At 38.6% G+C, this 21,082-nt stretch carries 22 protein-coding genes, 1 pseudogene and 1 CRISPR repeat array (1 of these 24 cut by a window edge); of the genes and pseudogenes, 7 read left to right on the forward strand and 16 right to left on the reverse strand.

What is annotated here, in order from left to right; genetic code table 11:
- Positions 1-56 precede the first annotated feature (56 nt).
- Positions 57-308 carry a DUF896 domain-containing protein gene (locus F0161_RS07130; RefSeq protein WP_137602559.1) on the reverse strand — a complete coding sequence of 84 codons (252 nt, stop codon included), beginning with the start codon at positions 306-308 and terminating at the stop codon, positions 57-59.
- A gap of 160 nt (positions 309-468) precedes the next feature.
- Between F0161_RS07130 and lexA the strand changes: the two genes are divergently transcribed.
- Positions 469-1,113 carry a transcriptional repressor LexA gene (gene lexA / locus F0161_RS07135; RefSeq protein WP_150204176.1) on the forward strand — a complete coding sequence of 215 codons (645 nt, stop codon included), beginning with the start codon at positions 469-471 and terminating at the stop codon, positions 1,111-1,113.
- Positions 1,114-1,185: 72 nt separating this feature from the next.
- On the opposite strand, the gene F0161_RS07140 is transcribed toward lexA, so the two are convergent.
- The 6 genes and pseudogenes from F0161_RS07140 to F0161_RS07160 form a co-directional block, all read right to left on the reverse strand.
- The gene (locus F0161_RS07140; protein WP_150204177.1) at positions 1,186-2,355 is read right to left on the reverse strand and encodes a hydroxymethylglutaryl-CoA synthase; all 1,170 of its coding nucleotides are present in this window, start codon (positions 2,353-2,355) and stop codon (positions 1,186-1,188) included.
- A gap of 61 nt (positions 2,356-2,416) precedes the next feature.
- Positions 2,417-2,848 carry a hypothetical protein gene (locus F0161_RS07145; protein ID WP_150204178.1) on the reverse strand — a complete coding sequence of 144 codons (432 nt, stop codon included), beginning with the start codon at positions 2,846-2,848 and terminating at the stop codon, positions 2,417-2,419.
- A 58-nt stretch (positions 2,849-2,906) separates the two neighbouring features.
- Positions 2,907-3,326 (reverse strand): DUF3021 family protein, encoded by a 420-nt coding sequence (locus tag F0161_RS07150; protein ID WP_190318849.1) that lies wholly within the window; start codon positions 3,324-3,326, stop codon positions 2,907-2,909.
- Positions 3,323-3,433: pseudogene (locus F0161_RS11590) on the reverse strand (LytTR family DNA-binding domain-containing protein); the annotation flags it as partial. The pseudogene F0161_RS11590 and the gene F0161_RS07150, both read right to left, overlap by 4 nt.
- Before the next feature lie 52 nt (positions 3,434-3,485).
- Positions 3,486-4,364, reverse strand: coding sequence for an IS3 family transposase (locus F0161_RS07155; protein ID WP_150204180.1), 879 nt, complete (start codon positions 4,362-4,364; stop codon positions 3,486-3,488).
- Between the two features lie 23 nt (positions 4,365-4,387).
- Positions 4,388-4,675, reverse strand: a complete 288-nt coding sequence (locus F0161_RS07160; protein ID WP_003688751.1) for a transposase — start codon at positions 4,673-4,675, stop codon at positions 4,388-4,390.
- Between the two features lie 189 nt (positions 4,676-4,864).
- Between F0161_RS07160 and istA the strand changes: the two genes are divergently transcribed.
- Both istA and istB read left to right on the forward strand, forming a co-directional pair.
- Positions 4,865-5,995 carry an IS21 family transposase gene (gene istA, locus F0161_RS07165; RefSeq protein WP_150204181.1) on the forward strand — a complete coding sequence of 377 codons (1,131 nt, stop codon included), beginning with the start codon at positions 4,865-4,867 and terminating at the stop codon, positions 5,993-5,995.
- Between the two features lie 4 nt (positions 5,996-5,999).
- On the forward strand, positions 6,000-6,812 hold the full coding sequence (gene istB, locus F0161_RS07170; protein ID WP_150204182.1) for an IS21-like element helper ATPase IstB: 813 nt from the start codon (positions 6,000-6,002) through the stop codon (positions 6,810-6,812).
- A 3-nt stretch (positions 6,813-6,815) separates the two neighbouring features.
- Here istB and F0161_RS07175 read toward each other — a convergent pair whose 3' ends face one another.
- Positions 6,816-7,220: a LytTR family DNA-binding domain-containing protein gene (locus F0161_RS07175; RefSeq protein ID WP_150204183.1), complete on the reverse strand. Its 405-nt coding sequence runs from the start codon at positions 7,218-7,220 to the stop codon at positions 6,816-6,818.
- A gap of 272 nt (positions 7,221-7,492) precedes the next feature.
- On the opposite strand from F0161_RS07175, the gene F0161_RS07180 reads away from it, so the two are divergent.
- On the forward strand, positions 7,493-8,668 hold the full coding sequence (locus F0161_RS07180) for an IS256 family transposase (RefSeq protein WP_150204184.1): 1,176 nt from the start codon (positions 7,493-7,495) through the stop codon (positions 8,666-8,668).
- A gap of 31 nt (positions 8,669-8,699) precedes the next feature.
- On the opposite strand, the gene F0161_RS07185 is transcribed toward F0161_RS07180, so the two are convergent.
- Positions 8,700-9,317, reverse strand: a complete 618-nt coding sequence (locus tag F0161_RS07185) for an ABC transporter ATP-binding protein (RefSeq protein WP_150204185.1) — start codon at positions 9,315-9,317, stop codon at positions 8,700-8,702.
- 152 nt (positions 9,318-9,469) lie between these two features.
- Entirely contained in the window at positions 9,470-10,849 is a 1,380-nt protein-coding gene (locus F0161_RS07190) for a class II fumarate hydratase (protein WP_150204186.1), read from the reverse strand.
- 130 nt (positions 10,850-10,979) lie between these two features.
- Between F0161_RS07190 and F0161_RS07195 the strand changes: the two genes are divergently transcribed.
- Complete coding sequence (locus tag F0161_RS07195) at positions 10,980-11,684, forward strand: TVP38/TMEM64 family protein (protein ID WP_150204187.1); 705 nt, start codon at positions 10,980-10,982, stop codon at positions 11,682-11,684.
- Between the two features lie 18 nt (positions 11,685-11,702).
- Positions 11,703-12,338 (forward strand): pentapeptide repeat-containing protein, encoded by a 636-nt coding sequence (locus F0161_RS07200; RefSeq protein WP_150204188.1) that lies wholly within the window; start codon positions 11,703-11,705, stop codon positions 12,336-12,338.
- A gap of 171 nt (positions 12,339-12,509) precedes the next feature.
- Here F0161_RS07200 and F0161_RS07205 read toward each other — a convergent pair whose 3' ends face one another.
- On the reverse strand, positions 12,510-12,692 hold the full coding sequence (locus tag F0161_RS07205) for a hypothetical protein (RefSeq protein WP_150204189.1): 183 nt from the start codon (positions 12,690-12,692) through the stop codon (positions 12,510-12,512).
- 153 nt (positions 12,693-12,845) lie between these two features.
- Between F0161_RS07205 and F0161_RS07210 the strand changes: the two genes are divergently transcribed.
- Positions 12,846-13,370, forward strand: a complete 525-nt coding sequence (locus F0161_RS07210; RefSeq protein ID WP_150204190.1) for a YbaK/EbsC family protein — start codon at positions 12,846-12,848, stop codon at positions 13,368-13,370.
- Positions 13,371-13,401: 31 nt separating this feature from the next.
- Here the strand turns inward: F0161_RS07210 and F0161_RS07215 are convergent, their stop codons facing one another.
- The 5 genes from F0161_RS07215 to mutY form a co-directional block, all read right to left on the reverse strand.
- A complete protein-coding gene (locus F0161_RS07215) occupies positions 13,402-14,067 on the reverse strand; it encodes a type 1 glutamine amidotransferase (protein ID WP_150204191.1) in 666 nt (221 codons plus the stop codon).
- Positions 14,068-14,104: 37 nt separating this feature from the next.
- Positions 14,105-14,497, reverse strand: a complete 393-nt coding sequence (locus F0161_RS07220; protein ID WP_150204192.1) for a hypothetical protein — start codon at positions 14,495-14,497, stop codon at positions 14,105-14,107.
- Between the two features lie 16 nt (positions 14,498-14,513).
- Positions 14,514-15,545, reverse strand: a complete 1,032-nt coding sequence (locus F0161_RS07225; RefSeq protein ID WP_190318933.1) for an IS30 family transposase — start codon at positions 15,543-15,545, stop codon at positions 14,514-14,516.
- Between the two features lie 841 nt (positions 15,546-16,386).
- Positions 16,387-17,592 carry an IS110 family RNA-guided transposase gene (locus F0161_RS07230; protein WP_150204193.1) on the reverse strand — a complete coding sequence of 402 codons (1,206 nt, stop codon included), beginning with the start codon at positions 17,590-17,592 and terminating at the stop codon, positions 16,387-16,389.
- A 436-nt stretch (positions 17,593-18,028) separates the two neighbouring features.
- Positions 18,029-19,159 carry an A/G-specific adenine glycosylase gene (mutY, locus tag F0161_RS07235; protein ID WP_150204194.1) on the reverse strand — a complete coding sequence of 377 codons (1,131 nt, stop codon included), beginning with the start codon at positions 19,157-19,159 and terminating at the stop codon, positions 18,029-18,031.
- A gap of 218 nt (positions 19,160-19,377) precedes the next feature.
- Positions 19,378-21,082: a CRISPR direct-repeat array (repeat unit 36 nt; unit sequence GGATCGTAACTCATATTTTTACCAAGCTTCTAAAAC); it runs 181 nt beyond the window's last position.

The raw sequence follows: 21,082 nt of genomic DNA on the forward strand, positions 1-21,082 counted from the left end.
TATGATACTCAATATTCGCCGTGATTGAAAGTAAAATTTTAGATTTGCGTCAATTATTAATCGTCACGCAAGCCTTTATCTCTTTGAATTTTTTTAACTTTTTCTGGTGTAACCTCTTTACCAGATTTATCGAAGACTTGCATCATCTCCACTTGGCTTCTAAAAGATTCTTTAAAATTAGCCAAAAACTGTTTTCTTAATTTTTGTCGTTCGATTGCTTCTTCTTCAGTTAAACCTTCTTCTTTGTCCTTGCGCGACAGTTGATTGATTCGTGCTGTCAATAATTTACGTTCTTTATCCGTTGCCATTTTGCACCTCATTATTTTACATTTTGTCTGTTTTGATAATACTCAATTTTAGTCAATTCTTCAAGTTTGATAAATTATCTTAAAATACACGAACAAGTGTTTGATTAGCGACATAAACTATGGTATCGTTAACATTAGATAAAAAAGCGGGAGTGTCGACATGTCAAAACAAGGAGAAACAAAACAATTAGCAGTACTTAATTTTATCCATGAACGCGTTGCTAATCATGGGTACCCACCCACTGTGCGCGAAATTGGAGAAGCCGTAGATCTTTCATCTACTTCCACCGTGCACGGTCATATCAATCGTTTAATTAAAAAAGGATACTTACAAAAGGATCCTTCCAAACCACGTGCTATTGAAATTACCCCTGATGGTCTGGCACTGTTAGGCCTTTCTAACGTGGTTACCCCTTCTTTTGAAGAAGAGAAGATTCCAATGTTAGGGGTAGTTACTGCCGGGGCTCCAATCTTGGCGGTGGAAGAAGCCACGGATTACTTCCCAGTCCCACCTACGATTCATAACAATGAAGATTTATTTATGCTCACCATTCGTGGTGAAAGTATGATTAACGCCGGTATCCTTAACGGCGATAAAGTCATTGTTCGTAAAATGGCGAGCGCCAAAAATGGCGACATTGTGATTGCCATGAATGATGACAATGAAGCAACTTGTAAACGATTCTTTAAAGAATCCGATCACTTCCGTTTACAACCAGAAAATGACACTATGGCGCCAATTATTCTCAAGAATGTTTCAATTCTTGGACTTGTTGTTGGCCTGTTCCGAGACGATATTTACTAATTTAATAAAAGCCTGCATCGTTAAGATGTAGGCTTTTTGTATACAGCAAATTATTATTTTTGTATATTACAACTAATTTGATTGAATCTGATAGATTCTTTTTTGATCCTGAATGCCTGCTAAGACAAATTGATTAGGGTCTGCATCAATATTTAATGAAATATCGGCCGTATTCATACCCAATTGACTATTAAAAATTGATTCATATTCAGTGACGGACACTTTGGTGCGGTTCGCTAAATTAGCTTCAATTTGTTGACTACTGAATGCATTTTCAAATCCCGGTTGTAATTTGACTGGATAAAATTCACCCTCAGCACCTGATCCATAACTAAACAACCCTAACTTATCCCCGGCCTTAACGTTACCGTTAGCCAACAGAGAAATTAAACTCAAGTATAATGATCCCGTATATAAATTACCAACTTCTCGATTTAACTGCTGACTGGCTGTTAACTGTGCCCTTAATTGTTCAGCAATGGCACTGTGGTCTTCACCTAGCAATGCTTCCAACGCTTTTTTGCCCATCTTCGTAAAGGGCAAGTGAAATGCCAATGCGGTAAAGTCAGTTAATTGGTCATTTGTCAGTTGTTGATACCGTTTAAATGCATCTAAGAACATTTCAATGTAGACATTGGTAGAATATTTACCATCAACAATCGCTTCAGTAGCTCCCAAAGGCCGCCAAAAATCCATCACATCTCGTGTAATCGGTACACTAGGATTTTCAATCGTCAAAATTCGCGGATTGGCTTTAACCAACATCGCCACCGCTCCGCCTCCTTGTGTCACTTCACCAGGCGTATTTAAGCCATATCGCGCAATATCGGCGGCAATGACTAGGACTTGTTCATCTGGATTAGCACTCACCAATCCTTTAGCTGCTTGAATTGCCGCGGTTCCAGCGTAACACGCTTCTTTAAATTCAATTGTCCGCACAAAATCATCCAACCCTAATAAAGTTTTCACATAAATGGCCGATGCTTTTGAATTATCAATACCTGATTCCGTCGCAACAATCACGGTGGTAATTTTAGCTTTCTCTGTTTCAGTTAAAATTTGTGCTGCAGCACTAGCCCCCATGGTCACGATATCTTGGGTAGGAGCAATAACTGCCTGTTTTGCTTGCCCAATACCAATTAAATATTTATTAGGATCTACGCCACGAGCTTCAGCTAGCTCCACCAAATCCAAATATAGTGATGAAGTGGAAAATCCAATTTTATCAATTCCAATTTGCATCTAAATGTTCTCCTTATTGATTAATTCATCATTACATTTTAGCACCAATTGCACGGTTAAACTACTTTGGTTGTTCAATCACTATGTCCCAGCTGCTCAACTGTGCGACTAACTCTTGACGAGTTTCTGCCGTAATTGTCCATTGGTCAATGGTCAATGCATCATTGGCGCATGTTTGATAATAGCCAAACCATTCAAAATCTAATAGACTCAACTCTTCGGCAGTTAAACTAGCCTTCGTACGCGACACTTCATTTTCTTCCATCAAGGTTTTAATCTTTTGATATTCTACTAACTTAGCATCTAATGAATCCTGACTAAATAAATAGATTGGCTCAGGCCAGAGGGTAAAGTCACCCTTATCTTTTGGATAAATGGCCAAAGCATATCCCTCTTCAACGACCCGCTGAATTCGATCAGCAGTCAATTTTATGGAGCGAATCTTTTTGGTTAATAAATTTGTGGTTTGAAAGTTATATTCTTCGTTATTCATCTGCGCCACCTCATTAGTAGTTTATCATGTTTACTAAACAAATAAAAAAATCATTCTTTTATTTGCGAGGATAATTTTTTCTTCGTTTGACCTGTTCGTTGATGGCAGTCACATCCAAATAAATCCAAATACGAAAACCAATCCAGATTAATAGGTAAATAATTAAGAATGAAATAATTCCTTGTTTCCAATCATCCAAGAAACTTATGGGATAGACCAAGTAAGCAATCAATACTGCCAAACTAGTCAGTATAAAATGTGCAATAATTCGTAAGGTGAAATTACCAAAATCCATATCTAACACTTTTGAAATCATCCCTATAATTCCACTCATTACTAAAATAATTATTATATAAAACGTTTTAATTGTGACAGTGTTCCACCCGAATAATAAGCAAAAAACGAATGTCGTTGAACCAATTAATATTGCAATAACCGCACGTCTGATTAAATCTTTTATCGTATTGATCTTAATCACATCCCTAATTTAAATTTTAAATCTGGTAAATATTTTCTACTTACACCTATTTTTACGGAATGACTTAAAATGGCAACCATATTGCCAGAAAATCCCGCTTCTAAACTATCTGGTCCCCTGTCAATAAAATAGACAATTTAATATAGAAACTTTTTTGTCCTATACCACGACTAAATTTTGAATTTGAGTTTGATACTCATCTTCAAGTTGCTTTGGTGATTTGAATCCACAGTGACTGTGAATTCTAACTGTGTTGTAAAACGTTTCAATGTACTGAAAAACTAGTCGTTTAGGTTCGGAGTATGAATGGATTTTAAACCGATTTATCCATTCACGCTTAATCAAGGCATGAAACGACTCAATGCAGGCATTATCCCAAGGATAAGCTTTCTTTGAATAGCTTAATGTCATGTTAGCTGTAACTTGATTGTAAGCTTCAGACGTAAACTGACTACCACGATCACTGTGCATGATTAATGGCTTGCTAATATGGCGACTGTGCTTAGTCTTTTCAATAAGTGGGATGACATTCGATACCTCCAAGGTTTCAGATAAGTCCCAACCAATGATCCGTCGGGAGTACAAGTCCATAATACTGGTTAAATAAACGAATCCGTCATGAACTGGAATATAAGTGGTGTCAATGCACCAAACGGCGTTTGGTCGCAATGGATTGAACTGCTCGTCTAAAATATTTATTAGCTGTTTATCAAACTTAGAATTGCGAGTGGTAGTCGTCCAAGGGGTTAGGTAAACGGCGTGAATGCCAAGTTCACGCATATACTTACCAACAGTTCGTTCAGCGATCTTATATCCTTTTGAGCGAAGTTCTTGGGTGATTTTGCCGGCACCGTAAATACAAAGGCTTTTGAGCCAAATTGCTTTAATTTCACCTTGAATAAACTTCTTCCGAAGCTTTCGCGGTGATTGGTGATTATGACGCTTTTCTCGTTGATAGTAACCACTTCTTGAGATTCCAACATAATCACACATACCATTGATGGAAGGGTGGGATTCCAAAGCGTGCTGAACGTCCATTTCTTGGTATGCCTTTTCGGTAGTTACTTGCTCAGAATCCCGATTGATTTTTTTAACACTTCGATCGCTCCTTCAGCGTCACGAAGTTGACGCTTTAGTCGTGCAATCTCCTTGTCCTTATCGCTGGCAAAATTACCAGAGCCACGGCCAAACTCCCCAGTCTCAGTAAACAGCTTAATCCATTTATGTAATGTACTAGCCCCAATACCTAGATTCTTACTTATTTCATTCATGGTCATGTGATCCTTGTTATCTAAGTAATACTGAACGGCCTGTTCCTTAAATTCCTTGTCATAACTGTGCTTCGTCATTATTTGATCCTCCAATTTACTTCCTTAATTATACTAAATCAGAGTCTCTATTTAACTTGTACACTTTTTATTCTAGGCCCAATTGTCAGCAACGGTTGTAAAATGTTGGAAAATACCGATTAGAAAATGTCGGTTTTCCAACATTTTTTTACGGTAAACTAAACGCATCTCAAATTTGGAGGAACTGAAATGCGTTTAGGTATTGAACAGTGTGTCCAGCAATATATTATGAACAAAATAAAGCCCAACTTCGCTGAAATTGGTCGACGATATGGTGTTGATCCGCGAACGGTTAAAAGATACTACAATTTAGGGCTCACGCCCCCAGATGAGCAGCCACAACCCCTACGGCGGCCGAGTAAACTTGACGATTATCGAAAAACGATTGAAGAAAAGGTTCTAGAAGGCTGTTCGGCAACGGCAATTTATTACTTTATCAAAGAACGTGGCTATCAAGGAAAGCAAAGTATTCTCAGAGACTATTGTCGAACCATCAGAAAAGCCGCAACGAAAAAAGCCACTATCCGGATTGAAACCTCGCCAGGACTTTCAGCCCAGGTTGATTGGAAAGAAGACTTAACATTGGTTTCTCGGCATGGAGAGATTGTCAAAGGCAACATCTTCTTATATGTTTTAGGGTACTCGCGAATGAAATACATGCAATTTACCTTCAGTCGCAGCCAAACTACCTTTTTTGATTGCTTAACGAATGCCTTTTGGGCAACCGGGGGTGTGCCGAAAGAAATCTGGTTTGACAACCAAAAGGTTGTCGTCGATCATCATAAAAGTAATTTTGGTAAGCCGGTATTTAATGAAACCTTCGTTGAATACGCTAAGGACGCTTGTTTCAAGCCAATTGCTTGTCGACCGTTTCGGCCACAAACCAAAGGAAAGGTTGAGGCGTTGGCCAGAACTACTCAGCGAATTAAAGTTTACAACCATGAGTTTGAAGAGCCGCTAGACTTAGCCGAAATCGTTCATTTGACGTGTGATCAGCTGAATCATGAGAAGTCTCAGGCGACTCAAATTCCGCCTTATTTATTGATTGATAAAGAAAAAGAGTATCTCCATGATTTTGATCATGACTTACTCGATGCCTATGCCAGCCAAACCATCGCAAGGAAAGTTAGCAAGGAATCAATGATTGTCTTTCAAAATCGGAAATACTCCGTCCCCATCAGATATATTGACGAAACCGTACAAATTAAACACGATGACATGGAAGAGATTGTCCGATCAGACCTTTATAAGAATCGTGATGACCGAGTCATTGATGATTACGTCGACCGAAACCTGAAGATGTTTGATGAAATGGAGTGAGAAAATGGCTAATTACCAAGCGTTATACACCAACCTTAGACAATTAAAGTTAGATCGTTTCGCCGAACATTTAGGCTACCTATTGGATCATCAAGATGAAGCACCCAAGTCCTTGAGTGATGCCTTATTCGAATTGACAACGGCTGAGCTTAAATACCTGGAACAAAAAAAGATTAATTTGAGAATTAAACTAGCCCGCTTTCCATATGAAAAAACGTTAGCTGACTTTGACTTTAGCTATCAACCAGGAATTAACCAAGGGACAATTGAGGACTTGGGATCACTAAGATTCACCCAAGAGAATCAAAACATTTTGTTTATCGGCACCTCCGGTGTCGGTAAGACTCACCTAGCCACCGCCATTGGAATTGAAGGGTGTAAACAAGGAATTTCAACGCAGTTTATTCGATGTAGCGACCTCATCAACAAGCTTCAAACAGCACAAGTTCAAGGACGAAGCGAAGAAGTGTTGCGCCGGTATGCCCGTTTTCAAATTCTAATCATTGACGAGATTGGTTATCTCCCAATTGAGTCAGTGGGTGCTAAGCTGTTCTTTCAGCTAATTGAAAGACGATATGAACGGAAATCAACCATTATCACCACTAATATTCCGCTTTCTAAGTGGGGAAACACCTTTTCAGATAAGATGTTAGCTAACGCCATTTTAGACCGCTTGGTTCACCACGCTAAAGTTATCCGAATCACCGGTCGATCATATCGAATGAGGGATCATTTGATTGAAAAGAAGGATAATTCTGGACCTGATTTATCAGGTTTCAGCTCACAAAATAAAGAAAGGAGCAGTGAGACACTGTAAACCTTATCGGTAAAAAACAGCATTTTTTAATCGGCAAAAAACGACATTTTCACATCGGGGTTGACACCAATCACAATCCAGATTAATAACCGCACTTTTAGATACCTGTACAAAGTCATTTTCCGGAAGTTTTAACAATATGCTTTTTAGTTGTCCTTTAATCTCAAACTCCTGAGAAAATGTATGAATAGTTAAATTATTTTTTAATACTTCAATTGCAATAATATCGGCGAACTGAATCATTCGTATGCTGTCACCAATGCTGATTGGTAAAGTTTTTGAGAATGAATTATTGGAGTTGATATTATTAATTAAGTCGATAACAGGTTGACTCAACTGATTAGCAGAAACTTCGACTTTTATTTCATTATCACGGAGGTTATTATATTGATTAAAATTAACTTTCAAACTTATTTACCACCTTAATCTTTCAACTTCTTTGAACTGATTTTTTTCGAGAAACTTTACTGATAAACAGAATAGCAATCATCGCCAACAGTGTAAATATAATCATTATAATTATATTTTTAAAAGGCTGAGTTAATCCGTTTATATCTATTCCCGAGAGCGTAAAATATCTTGTGTAAATGCATAAAAGATTTCTGAATTGTATAGAAATAGGGAATGCCTTCCCTTATGATATTTAGTAATCACAGAAAACATCACAGGAGGCATTCCCCATGAATGAACTTACCACAGAAATTATCGCTGCACTAGCCCAAAAGCAATATTTGGACGAAGTTTTTCGTCACCACCTCGAAATTGCGATTAACCAGCTGCTTCAAACCGAATTGGCAGAGTTTTTGGGTTACGAACGCTACTCATACGCTGGGATTAACACTGGTAATAACCGCAACGGCAGTTATGAGCGCTCGTTTGATACGAAGTACGGCCAACTTAACTTAACCATTCCTCGAGATCGCAATGGCCGGTTTGAAAATCATACCTTGCCAGCCTACGGTCGGCACAGTGATAATTTAGAAACAACGGTCATTCAGTTGTATACCAAGGAAATTACCACTGCTGAAATTGCCGAACTTATTGAGAAAATGTACGGTGCTCACTACTCCAAAGCCACGGTTTCCAACATGACTAAAGCCGTCAATGAACAGGTTCAAGCTTTCCAGCAACGTCGACTGGCTTCACAATATGCGGCCATCTTCTTAGATGCCACTTACTTGCCGTTAAAGCGGGATACCGTTCAAAAAGAAGCCGTTCATATTGCGATTGGCATTCGTCCAGATGGTACGAAAGAAGTGCTGAACTACCAAGTGGCGCCAACGGAATCGACTGGAATCTGGACTGAACTGCTGGGAACCTTGATCAAGCAGGGCGTTAAAGATGTGCTGTTGTTTGTGGCCGATGGGTTAGTTGGTTTTGATGAAGGCTTGAATCGGCATTTCCCTAAAGCCAAACGACAACGTTGCCTGGTTCATGTTGGGCGGAATCTGATGAACAAAGTTCGCGTAAAAGACCGCAAGGCCGTGATCAGTGACTTTAAACAAGTTCATCGGGCCGCCAACCGTGAAGCAGCCGAACTGAAACTGAATGAGTTCGCCAACAACTGGCATCAGACCTATCCCAAATTAATCAAAGATCTGCTTAAAATGCCGAATTTACTCACTTTCATGGACTTTCCACCAGTTATCCGGCAATCACTATACTCCACTAACCTGATTGAGAACTTTAATAAGCATCTCAAGCGCACCACCCACCACAAAGAACAATTTCCAACGGAAGATTCACTGGATCGCTTCCTGGTTTCTCAGTTTAATGTTTATAACGAGAAGTCTCTGAAGCGGATCCACCGATGGTTCAAAGGACCCCAGGACACCTTGGAAGCATCATTTATTTAAGTTAGATACATATTATATGTACGAAGGCATTTCATTTACACAAGATTCTTGACGCTACCTCTGAATATTCTGCCTCCTCTAAATAATGAGTCGTTAGAATAATCGTTAACAGTTTTTTATGTCTAATTTCATTTAAAATATCCCAAATTTTGTTTCTAGTTTGAATATCTAAACCTGTAGATGGTTCATCTAAAAATAATAATTCTGGTTCATGTACCAAAGCCCTAACAATATCTACTCTTCGACGTTGTCCACCTGACAAAATACCATATTTTTTATCTAAAATATTTTCAAGTTCAAATTGTCTAATCAATTCTTCGAAATACGCTTGACTAAATTGCGGATATAATTTAGCTCGAGTAATCAAATTTTGAAGTACTGTTAAATTGTGATCCAAAACACTATCCTGAAATACAACACCAATTTTATTTCTAAACTGAGCACTATTAACCTTTACGCCACTCAAGCTAATTTTCCCTTTTGTTGGGGATATAAGCCCTGTTAACATGTCTATAGTAGTCGATTTACCAGCACCATTAGGGCCCAAAAATGCAATCAGCTGACCCTTATCTGCTCTTAAATTAATACTGTTTACAACTCGATGGTTGTTAAATTCTTTTGTAATGCTTTTTGCTTCAAAGATACTCATTATCTTTTACCCTCTCGTATTTAATATCAAAAAGATAACAAAGATTGGATATAAAATAAGTAATTCCAAGATAACAGGACGATTATTAAATATAAGTGGTAATAAATTTTAAACAAAAAAACGAGCTGTCATTTCGACAACTCGTTTACAAGTTAACGGTTATTATTCGTCATTTTCAATGGATCTACTAATTGATTGAATTCTTCAGCTGTCACATAACCTAGTTTTAAAGCAGCTGTTTTCAAATTAGTATCATCTTCATGGGCTTGTTGCGCAATTTCAGCAGCTTTATGATAGCCAATTTTTGGTGACAGGGAAGTCACTGTCATCAAAGAATTATCAATCAAATCCTTCATTCTGCCTTCGTTGACTGTGATTCCGGCCACCATCTTGTCAGTAAATGGTCCCAACACTCCTGTCAACAGTGACACTGATTCCAAGAAAGCAGAAATAATAACTGGCTTGTAGACATTCATCTCAAAATTACCTTGGCTGGCTGCAACTTCAATTGTCGTATCGTTACCCATCACCCGGGTGGCTGTCATTGTGACGGCTTCTGCTTGAGTAGGATTAACCTTCCCCGGCATGATTGATGAGCCCGGTTCATTGGCAGGAATTGTCAATTCACCATAGCCAGCCCGTGGTCCACTGGCCAAAAAGCGAATATCGTTCGCAATTTTCAATAAATCTACGGCTAGCGTGCGTAATGCCCCGTGCACTGCGGTCAAGCCAGAATGTGATGCGAGACCAAAGAATTTGTTTTGCGGTTTAAATTGTAATCCATAAATTGAATTCAACCGTTCGATAATTTTTTCATCAAAGTCGGCAGGTGCATTCAAACCTGTGCCGACAGCAGTTCCACCAATTGGTAATTCCAATAAGGTTTGACTTAAGTCTTGAATGTAGCTTAAATCGTGTTCTAGAGCACTCACCCAACCACTAATTTCTTGACCAAATGTCAATGGCGTTGCATCTTGTAAATGAGTCCGGCCTAATTTAACCACGTCCCAATATTTGGTTTGTTTTTCTTTTAAGGTCGCAATCAAATGTTCAACCACTGGCGTGAACTCGATGATAGCTTGAGTTGCAGCAATGTTCATCGCCGTTGGAAAAGTATCATTGGAACTTTGCGATTTATTCACATCATCATTGGGGAGTATTTCAACAAAGTCATCAATTTGATCACTAACGTTGGCTAAAACCTCATTTACATTCATGTTAGTTTGAGTACCAGAACCAGTTTGGTAAATATGTAGGGGAAAATCTTTCATTAATTCTTCATCTGATAACGCAAGCAATTGTTTGCCGGCCGAAACAATGACATCAGCCTTTTTATGGTCAATTAATTGTTTATCGTCGTTAACTTGTGCTGCGGCAGACTTTATATTAATTAAAGCTCGAATTAAGTGTACTGGCATTAAAGGTCCTGTTGGAAAATTGTGACGACTCCGCTCAGTTTGTGGTCCCCACAGGGCATCGATTGGCACTTTCACCTCTCCCAAAGTATCATGTTCAATTCTAAATTCAGTCATCGGTAAATCCTCCTAAATTTCATTGATTTCTCATAATCATACACTATTTATGACATAATTGGCTGGCTTTTGTCTAATTTACCTGAATTATGATAAGATTATTTAACTGTTAACGATTTGAGGAAGATGCATGAATAAATATGCCAAACACATTTTAATATCCCTAGGTGTCTTAATTGCGCTTGGCCTAATTGCCTTACTGGTTCGTAATTACTATAGCCAATTCAGTGCACTGTGGGACAATACCAACAATTTGAAAACAATCTTAGCGTTACTGCGAGACTATTCCGCTTATGACGTGGTCATTTTCTTAATCTTATTAATTGTCGTTTCTGGCATTCCAGGCGCCCCGGCATCAATCTTTGCCATCGCCGCCGGAATTTGTTTTGGTAAATTACTCGGCGCCACGATTAGTGCGATTGGTTTTTCGTTAGGCAATATGTTAGATGTGTTTGCTTTGACGTTCGTCGACGGATTAATGAAAAAAGAACGCACGAACAAATACCTGGACGCGATAATTAATATGGAGCATCCCCGAATTGGACTAATTATTGGCTATGCTGTGCCCTTTATCCCCTCATTTATGACTAGTATGGCCGCGGTCAAGATGAAAACAAGTTCTTGGCAAACCGTTTCTTGTATCATCCTTGGTAGCACGCCAATTGCCTTTATCTACGCATTTGGTGGCGATGAATTGATGAAACAACACTGGACCTCTGCCATTTTATTTATCTTATTAGCCGCCGCATTAATTTTCTTAGTCATTTTTATCTTTAAGGATCGGAAAAAGATTATTGAACGAACCAAAAGTGCCAATTTATTCACTAAAAAATAACCTAAAGGAGTCATACTAATGCTCGTTGCTAAAGTTTTGGCCGATAACCTCTCACCTGCATCATTTTTTGATATTTTTGACGAAGAAGATTTTTTGTTAACTGACAAATTAATTGAAAATGAATTTGCCGAAGAACAGCAAATTGACCATCCTTATGTAGAACAATCGATTTTTAATCGTGTCACCCTCACGACGAGTTCGTTTTACAAATTCGAGGCCACCGATGTAATTTTCAATAACTGTGATTTTTCCAACTGTAACCTCGAAGAAGCAGTCCTGTTACGCTGTGAATTTCGAAACTGTAAAATGTTAGGACTAAACCTGAATAATGCCTACATCAGTACTTGTGAATTCGAAAATTGTCTCATGGATCTTGCCAGCATTAACAAGGTGCAACTGAAGACCACTCACTTTATTGAAACTAGTTTAAAAGACGTCGGTTTTGCCGATAATAAATTAACGAAGACTACCTTTGCTTCATGTAAACTCAATCAAATCTCCACGTACGGCACCTCACTCAAGGGTCTAGATTTAACCTCAAATAGTTTTGAATCACTGGAAGCAGACCTAGCTTCAATCCGTGGTGTGATTGTCAATGAACAACAAGCAGCGGTTCTCGCGCAACGATACTTAAATTTATCCATCAAATACTAATGGAGTCGCGACAAAACTAAACGTTTTGCTCAACGACTCCATTTTTTAACTATTAAAGACTAGAGTATTAGTTCCCGACACATTGAGCCAATACAAGAAAATTAAAATTGCGTTCAAAATCATTGAAAACATGATGATTCCGTAACGTAAGGTCCAAGGGTGAATCCAATTTTAAAAATCAAACCATTTCACTTTGCGTTGTCCTTTATAAGTGAAAACCATAAACAACAAAATAACGGTTAAAACTACTTGAACAATCAGGCCCAACCAAAACATACTTTGTGACATTGCTTGTTTTTGAACAAAATACAGTCCAGCGACAACTACGTCGATTAGTAACGCAACTAACGTCATACTTAGTTCCTCCATTTTTTATTATCAAATGTTATACCGCGAAACTTTGGTTTAGCACAATCTGTTAACTTTACTTACAAATATTTAAACTTTATTTGAATTATTTCTTTTTTAGCGTTATTATTGCAAATGCAATAATAGGAGGCCCATTTTATGAATTTAGATTTTCAACCCGTACAACAAGCCAGTCACTTAGTTCCAGAATCAATTTATCAACAACTACATACATTAGATTTATTAGACAAAGTTCAAGTCGCAAAAATTAATCCCGACTTTGCCGACGGAGAATTACTCCATGAGCAATACAATGTTCCTTTTGAATCAGAATTAAATTGCCTAGTCGTCCAAGGAAAAAGAAATGGCTTAGTCAAACATGCAGCAGTTTTAGTTCCCTATGGACGTAAAGCTAACACTGGCAGCCCCGCTAAGCACGCCTTGGACGTTTCCAAAGTTTCCTTTGCCCCACTTGAGTTTGTAATTGAACAGACTAATATGGAATTTGGTAGCATCACGCCATTAGGATTACCGAACGATTGGTTCATCCTTGCAGACGCGTCTATCTTTGAGCAAACGGATGTCATCATTGGTGGCGGATTAGTAAAATCTAAACTTCAAATTGCCACTAAGGATTTAAAACAGATTCCTAACTTGATTGTGGTTGAAAATTTAGCCAAATAAAATGGTGATCTCCTGACTGGGCTCATCATTTTTATTTAGAAATATAATCTAAGATGCTATCCAATACTTTTTTATTTTGACTTGGTAATTCACGTGATAGCACGTCCGTCGCCGATTGTTTAAAAATCGAATCAGTTAAATACTCGGCATCATTCACGACCATTTCTCTCACATTGTCGATCGTTGGTTCAAAATGGAATTGTAATCCAACAATTCGATGATTCATCACAAATCCCTGGTTTTTAACCGCCTTACTAGAAAATAACAAAGTTGCCTCCTCAGGAATTTGAAATACTTCTTGATGCCAATGTAAAACTTCCAATTGAGCTGGAATGCCTGGAATTACGTCTGTTTGCTTGGTCACCGGTGCCCATCCAACTTCTTTAGCAGCACCAATGATAACCTGGTAACCCAAAGTTTTAGCTATTTGTTGTGCCCCAAAGCAAGCTCCAAAAATTGGTGTGTCATTATCAATCAATTGCTTAATGAGCTTTCTTTCAGTCTTAATCCAGTCTGTGTCGTCATTAACGCTCATTGGGCCACCCAACACGACCAACATGTCGGTTGATTCTGCGGTCGGAAAAATACCAAATTGATATGGATGATAAATGTACAATTCATATCCATGCTCATGTGCCCAAGCTTGAATATAACCTGGTCCTTCATTAGGCGTATGTTGTAAAACGTTAATTCTCATAATTCGTCTCCTTACCTCATTACATATTTGATTCAATTTATTGTTTGCGCTTTTGTTTGCGCGTCCGTCTTTTTTTCCGTGATTGAAACCAGTTTTTTTCTTGCTGAGCGCTTTTTGAAATTGCCCAGTGGCGACCAATACCATGAACCAATTGATCGACTAATTTTAAGATTACTAGTGCCGTAAAGTACCAGGCAATAATTAACAATATTCGGATAATGGAGTCTCTGCCTATATGTAAGCTTGGAATGAGATAAACTTTAATCACTGCAATCACGATTTTTACCATTACTATCCAAGCAAAAAAAGTCGGGACCCAATAATAATTTTCTATTTTAAGTGACCATTGACCAGTTTTTATTCCCAAATTGCAAGAACAAATTAGCCACACGATAAATCCTATCAAATCAGTATTTTCATTAATATTCATATTTTATGGACTTAACTTAACCGGCGGAAGCAGCGGAGAAAAGCTCTTTGGGTGTTTGATAGCCAGTTTGCCGGCGCGGTAAATTGTTTAGCTTTGACTCAACTGCTTGGATATCATGAGGACCCAAAATATCCATGGATAGACCCTTGGGTACATCGCGGCGGATCATTCGATTATGCGCTTCGTTAGTCCCACGCTCAGAGGAACGATATGGATGGGAATAATAAAGGTCAGCGACACCGGTAAGTACAGCGCCAACTTCCGAGAACTCAGCGCCATTATCGGCAGTAACTGACTTCATGATTGATCCGTATTCTTGACAGATCTTGGCCAGCTCATAGTCGACTGAATCGGCATCACGACCATCGATCAAACGTAGAATTTGGCAGCGGGATTGACGCTCGATCAGCGTTAAGATCACACTCTCTTGACCGTTGCGCTTGCCCACCACGGTGTCCAATTCGAAATGGCCGAACTCTTGACGCTGGTCGATACTTTTAGGCCGTTCATCAATACTCCGTCCGGCCAGACGCTTGTGCTTGATCGAGTGATGATGTTTGGCACGGTGGCGCGTTTTTTCGAGTAGATCAAGATTGCGGACTTCAAGTAACTGGGCATCAATATAGTGGTATAGCGTATTGGTAGAGACCATCTCCTCAGGTTGATATAAGCCTTCAAGTTTGGCCCGTCCTACTGCTGCATCAGGCGACCAACCATCTTGACGCAAATGAGTCGTAAAATAGTCGATAAAATCAGCGACACCGACGAGTTTCAAAGGTCGATGACAGTGGGCTCGATTAGCTTCGTACTTAGCTTGTGCTGTTTCTGGTGAGTATACAGCGTAATATTGGCGTTGACCATTCACTTTTTTTACTTGGTCGATCTCGCCGCGGCACAATTCATTATTGATTGTTTGATGACAAACATTAAGCGCTCTGGCAATTGCACGATTGGAATAGCCTTGGCTGTGTAGCGTAGCAATTCTGCCTCGTTCAAACGAAGTTAGGTGCTGACCTTTTTTTCTGACTGTGGTATTCTGTTCTTGCATCAAGACAATAACCTCTTTCATTGTTTGTGTAGGAACATCAATGATAACAGAGATTTGTCTTGGTGTTTTTTATTTTATCAATTAGCTAAAAGTATTTGGCTAACTTGATTATAAAACGCGCGACCAGTTTTTATTTTCCAATGCATAATATAATTGATAATAACGTTCACGATTACCCAAACAATAGACAATACAATAACGCTCACATAAAAAAGCATTGAAAAAGTGTTCAAATTAGAATCAACATATCCGTCTTCAACTAGTTTCAAATTGAATAGGCCAAGTAAACAATACAATAATACCAATAAAAAAAGCTAACCACAACAGATGATTAACAAAAGAACGCCAGCATTCATCCGATGCTTTTTTAGCTGCCATAATTCAATCAGATAAATTAAGATTGGAAAAAGTATTAATAATGTTATTAACATGGGTAGTGGCATTAACTTCATATATTCAAATATTTGAGATAATATTTTGCTCAATTTTTACACCTTGTTGTTTACCATATGTGACAGTAAAATCTTTTTTATTTGATTTAATGTATTTTCATCTAAGGATTTAATAAAAAACATTTCAAAAGTATTATTGTTGTTTTTTAATAATATTAATGTGCCAATTTGAGTAAAGTTTTGATACCTACTCCATTTTGCAAAATAACTATGGTCTGATCTTATACTTTCAATTCCATCTTCATTTTAATAAAGCATGGCTACAGGCCTATTTAATAACGTATATGAACTGAAAAAGATCAATTAAATTAAATTGAGTGTACACAAAATAAACATCTCTAGTATTCCTAATTTTTGAGATGCTATAATGTATTTGAATGGATAATGATCTACAGTTCTGGCGTGAACTTCATAGGGTCATAAAATTCATTATTTTTGATGAGGTGGTAGATGGTTCGATTGAGCCTTCCCATCGCAGCTATGGCAATCTTCTTGGTGTGAATGTCACCGGAAGATTGCTTTTTTCTTTGATAGAACAGACTAATGTTACTAGGATGATATCTTGAGACACTCACTATATTCAGTACAGCTTTGAAAAGTATTTTACGAGCATAGGTATTACCACGCTTCCTGATGTGCTGTCCCATTTCAAAGTCCCCAGATTGATATTGGATTAAGTCAATTCCGATATAAGCATTAATCGCATTAGGTTTTCTAAATCTGCGGATATCTCCCAATTCAGCCACCAAACATACTGCTGTTTTAATACCAATTCCTGGAATCGATTGTAGAATGGTAATTTCCTGAAGATTAGCTGAAATTTCAGTCATTTCGTCAATCGTTTTCTTCTTCAAAGTATCGAGTCGTTCTACTTCTCCGGCTAAATAAATTACAGCTTGGACGGCATGTGTGCAGTTTTCAACAGCTGGAGCTGAATTATATGCCAAATCTTGTAAGTGCTGGGCTAGAACCAGCGAACGACGTTCACCCATGTTCTTAGGTGTCGCTTCAATAATTAGCCGAGCCAGTTCGGTAATTCCCATTTCTAAAACCAGAGATGGATGTGGAAACTGCTGAACGATGTGCCAATACAATGCACCATCGGTGACACTTAAGAATCGTTCAATTTCGGGGGAAGCCAGTTGTAGTTTTTGATGTAATCGATTCTTAGCCCTAACAATATCTTCATTCAGCTCTTGATATGTCCGTTCTAAATCATGCAGTTCTGAATAAACTGGTTGTTCCTGAAATGTTGGCTTGTAGTGATGTTGTGACATCGCCATTGCCAATGAAACTGCATCTAATCGGTCATTTTTATTGTGGCGAAAACTATCCATATCCTTCTTAGCTGCTAAAGGATTAATTTCTGTATATTGCCAACCGTTACGAATCAGAAATGCACGTATACTGCGAGAATAGATTCCTGAAGATTCAAAAATTATCTGTGGTGATGTTAATCCATCTAGCTCATCTTCAAGAATTTCAAACCCATGCCGGTCATTTTGAATTTTGAATTCTTTGTAAACCTTTTGTTCAATCAAAATTGCTATATTGGAGCTGTGCTTACTTACATCAATACCAAATACGATATCCATGACTAACTACCACCTTTATGAAAGTTGTATTCACTGATTCACTCATCTCAATTTTCAATACACGACTTTAAATAGCCAACGGACTTCGAGCGAGTTAATTTGTGAACCAAATGAAGTTGCCAGTTTTTGTGACGACGTCACCAGAAGGTGCGCCAAATAGACCTTCGACATGTCAACTTCATTACCACTTTAGCAAAAAAAGAAAAAGTGGTGAATCATAATTCCGTCGAATTATGATTCACCACTAATGTTAGTCAGTTTTTGTAGCAAAAAAGTCCTAACAGATCAGGGCTTAAGTGGAAATATTAACTTTCAACCTTTAGTAAGAGCAACATAAAAACGCACTCGGATAGAGTGCGCCCGTTAATCCATGACATGGCGAATTGGTCAGGATTTATTCAATTTCATTCACTATAAATATCTACAGTGCAGTAGTCTACTTTCCCACACGTGCCCACATCTTTTCCTGCACTTTCGGCCAAGCAATTTGATCAAACTTCGTGACATTCAGCCATTCACCCGGAAAATAGCTTAAATCAGGGCGTTCATTCCAGATTACCTGTAGTAATGTGATTGTCCATTTTTGATGCGTAAACGTGTGCGTCACCGGTCGTCCTTGTACTGGTTTCAGGGAAACTTTGAACCCATATTTTGTCATTAAATACTGACGCAACAATTCTAGTATCTCCGAGTCCGTTGGCTCATTATCCCCAGAATCTGTATCCCCAGAATCCGTGGCCACCAATACGTCCGCTTGCTTAACCAGTGGAAACGTCCAAAAGTTAGCCAGTAATCCGTTACTCGGTCGTTTTTCCATCAAGTACTGATTAGCATCTGGCATAACTAAACCAAAGTACGCCACTGGCTTGGGCCGTGGCTTCTTCGTTTTAACCGGATATTGATCCTCAACACCATCCAAATATGCCTGATTAAACTGGCGCACGGGAGAGTGTTCCGAGTCCGAATTCTTGGCGCTCATATAGCTCGCACCGAGATCCATAATTGCCTGATTAAAGTCGCCCGGACGATCTGGTGAAATAATTCGCGCAATTACCTGTCCAAAAATCTGGCGTGTCTGTGGTTTGGCAATATCAGCGTCAATTTTTAACAGACGTGCAAATACGCGAAACGCGTTACCGTCGACTGCCGGCACAGGTTGATTGAACGCGATACTTGCAATCGCGCCGGCCGTATACGGTCCAATTCCTGCCAGTTCGCGTAACACGTCTGCCGTTTGCGGCCATTGTCCGTGATAATCGTCGACAATCTGTCGGGCCGCCTTCTGCAAATTGCGCGCTCGTGAATAGTACCCGAGCCCTTCCCACGCCTTCATTAATCGTGCTTCTGGTGCTGTCGCGAGCTCTTGTACCGTCGGAAACCACGTCATAAACCGTTCGTAGTACGGAATCACCGTATTCACCTGGGTCTGTTGCAACATAATTTCTGAAATCCAAACGTGGTACGGATCATGATCCTGCCGCCACGGTAAATCACGCCCATGAGTATCGTACCAATCAAGCAGTGTTTGCCGAAACGCATCAATCGTATCTTGTGACCATTCAATCATCAGTAATTTTCTCCGTTCGTTAAGTTCACTGCTGTTATGGTCTCATAGTGTCTGATCGTGCGCAAATGATTCGCAACATGCCAAGTTTGTTATATCTGACTCAAGATATAATTCGGCATCTTAGGTAAAAGAACATCGGTGATTAGAGCAATGAGATTGTACTTATATTTTCGCCAAGCTTCTAAAACAAAATAACGCAAATTCCTATATATACTATAGGATCGTAACTCATATTTTTACCAAGCTTCTAAAACTCTTCAGCGGTATCAACGTTCACACTTTGTGGATCGTAACTCATATTTTTACCAAGCTTCTAAAACATCCGGCTATAAGGTTATGCAAGACTATTCGGATCGTAACTCATATTTTTACCAAGCTTCTAAAACAGTGTTATTAAGCGTGACGTCTGTTTGCTGGGATCGTAACTCATATTTTTACCAAGCTTCTAAAACCCTATGTTTGGTGTTAGTTTCATTAGTTAGGGATCGTAACTCATATTTTTACCAAGCTTCTAAAACCGAAGACAAGAAGTTAACGACTAACGTTAAGGATCGTAACTCATATTTTTACCAAGCTTCTAAAACAGATGAGAACACGCTCACAGCTCGTACATGGGATCGTAACTCATATTTTTACCAAGCTTCTAAAACGTGAATACATGCCTGCACTTAATTGTTCCAGGATCGTAACTCATATTTTTACCAAGCTTCTAAAACAATTAAACTTTCCTTCATACATTTTCTTGTGGATCGTAACTCATATTTTTACCAAGCTTCTAAAACTAAAGGGGACAATCATGCAGACGCTTAGAGGGATCGTAACTCATATTTTTACCAAGCTTCTAAAACAAACTCATGTCATGTAGGTCCATTGCCACCGGATCGTAACTCATATTTTTACCAAGCTTCTAAAACTCGTCAGTCACCTCTTCTTTCTCGCAGTCTGGATCGTAACTCATATTTTTACCAAGCTTCTAAAACGGTATCAAGGTATATTTTCCTTAAGGCAACGGATCGTAACTCATATTTTTACCAAGCTTCTAAAACTGTTAATGGTGGTTTTATTGTGCATAATTGGGATCGTAACTCATATTTTTACCAAGCTTCTAAAACAGTTGGACTGTCCCAGGATATAAAGCCCAAGGATCGTAACTCATATTTTTACCAAGCTTCTAAAACGCATCCGCCCAGCGTGTTATATGCTCCCTGGGATCGTAACTCATATTTTTACCAAGCTTCTAAAACTGCTCAATACTCGTACTTTCCAGTTAATCTGGATCGTAACTCATATTTTTACCAAGCTTCTAAAACGACTGACATTGCTAACGACGCTAAGGCCAGGGATCGTAACTCATATTTTTACCAAGCTTCTAAAACAGTAAAATAGTTTTACAATATACTATTAAAGGATCGTAACTCATATTTTTACCAAGCTTCTAAAACATAATTTATGATGATGATGTTGCACGGCGTGGATCGTAACTCATATTTTTACCAAGCTTCTAAAACAAATTTACGGACAGTTTAATTTAGTGATTAGGATCGTAACTCATATTTTTACCAAGCTTCTAAAACGCTTGGGTTGGATTGATTTCGTAGCTTTCCGGATCGTAACTCATATTTTTACCAAGCTTCTAAAACAAGAGAACAACAGCTCACGTTATCAGATTTGGATCGTAACTCATATTTTTACCAAGCTTCTAAAACAATGTTCTGTGCGTAATCGCAGTTGTCTAGGGATCGTAACTCATATTTTTACCAAGCTTCTAAAACCTTGAGCAAGGGCACTAGCGTTATTAGCTAGGATCGTAACTCATATTTTTACCAAGCTTCTAAAACCCACGCCCCGGATGCATACCATGATGCTAGGGATCGTAACTCATATTTTTACCAAGCTTCTAAAACTGTTTACACCTCCAGAAGA

It is taken from the genome of Paucilactobacillus nenjiangensis, assembly GCF_008632615.1.
GTDB classification, from domain to species: domain Bacteria; phylum Bacillota; class Bacilli; order Lactobacillales; family Lactobacillaceae; genus Paucilactobacillus; species Paucilactobacillus nenjiangensis.

What these genes read in the sequence shown, in the direction of transcription:
- F0161_RS07190 (WP_150204186.1), bottom strand. Translation starts at nt 10,849, where the DNA reads ATGACTGAATTTAGAATTGAACATGATACTTTGGGAGAGGTGAAAGTG.
- F0161_RS07215 (WP_150204191.1), bottom strand. Translation starts at nt 14,067, where the DNA reads ATGAGAATTAACGTTTTACAACATACGCCTAATGAAGGACCAGGTTAT.
- F0161_RS07195 (WP_150204187.1), top strand. Translation starts at nt 10,980, where the DNA reads ATGAATAAATATGCCAAACACATTTTAATATCCCTAGGTGTCTTAATT.
- istB (WP_150204182.1), top strand. Translation starts at nt 6,000, where the DNA reads ATGGCTAATTACCAAGCGTTATACACCAACCTTAGACAATTAAAGTTA.
- F0161_RS07180 (WP_150204184.1), top strand. Translation starts at nt 7,493, where the DNA reads ATGAATGAACTTACCACAGAAATTATCGCTGCACTAGCCCAAAAGCAA.
- F0161_RS07140 (WP_150204177.1), bottom strand. Translation starts at nt 2,355, where the DNA reads ATGCAAATTGGAATTGATAAAATTGGATTTTCCACTTCATCACTATAT.
- F0161_RS07230 (WP_150204193.1), bottom strand. Translation starts at nt 17,592, where the DNA reads ATGGATATCGTATTTGGTATTGATGTAAGTAAGCACAGCTCCAATATA.
- F0161_RS07145 (WP_150204178.1), bottom strand. Translation starts at nt 2,848, where the DNA reads ATGAATAACGAAGAATATAACTTTCAAACCACAAATTTATTAACCAAA.
- F0161_RS07185 (WP_150204185.1), bottom strand. Translation starts at nt 9,317, where the DNA reads ATGAGTATCTTTGAAGCAAAAAGCATTACAAAAGAATTTAACAACCAT.
- F0161_RS07200 (WP_150204188.1), top strand. Translation starts at nt 11,703, where the DNA reads ATGCTCGTTGCTAAAGTTTTGGCCGATAACCTCTCACCTGCATCATTT.
- F0161_RS07220 (WP_150204192.1), bottom strand. Translation starts at nt 14,497, where the DNA reads ATGAATATTAATGAAAATACTGATTTGATAGGATTTATCGTGTGGCTA.
- lexA (WP_150204176.1), top strand. Translation starts at nt 469, where the DNA reads ATGTCAAAACAAGGAGAAACAAAACAATTAGCAGTACTTAATTTTATC.
- mutY (WP_150204194.1), bottom strand. Translation starts at nt 19,159, where the DNA reads ATGATTGAATGGTCACAAGATACGATTGATGCGTTTCGGCAAACACTG.
- F0161_RS07205 (WP_150204189.1), bottom strand. Translation starts at nt 12,692, where the DNA reads ATGACGTTAGTTGCGTTACTAATCGACGTAGTTGTCGCTGGACTGTAT.
- F0161_RS07210 (WP_150204190.1), top strand. Translation starts at nt 12,846, where the DNA reads ATGAATTTAGATTTTCAACCCGTACAACAAGCCAGTCACTTAGTTCCA.
- istA (WP_150204181.1), top strand. Translation starts at nt 4,865, where the DNA reads ATGCGTTTAGGTATTGAACAGTGTGTCCAGCAATATATTATGAACAAA.
- F0161_RS07130 (WP_137602559.1), bottom strand. Translation starts at nt 308, where the DNA reads ATGGCAACGGATAAAGAACGTAAATTATTGACAGCACGAATCAATCAA.
- F0161_RS07155 (WP_150204180.1), bottom strand. Translation starts at nt 4,364, where the DNA reads ATGGACGTTCAGCACGCTTTGGAATCCCACCCTTCCATCAATGGTATG.
- F0161_RS07225 (WP_190318933.1), bottom strand. Translation starts at nt 15,545, where the DNA reads ATGCAAGAACAGAATACCACAGTCAGAAAAAAAGGTCAGCACCTAACT.
- F0161_RS07160 (WP_003688751.1), bottom strand. Translation starts at nt 4,675, where the DNA reads ATGACGAAGCACAGTTATGACAAGGAATTTAAGGAACAGGCCGTTCAG.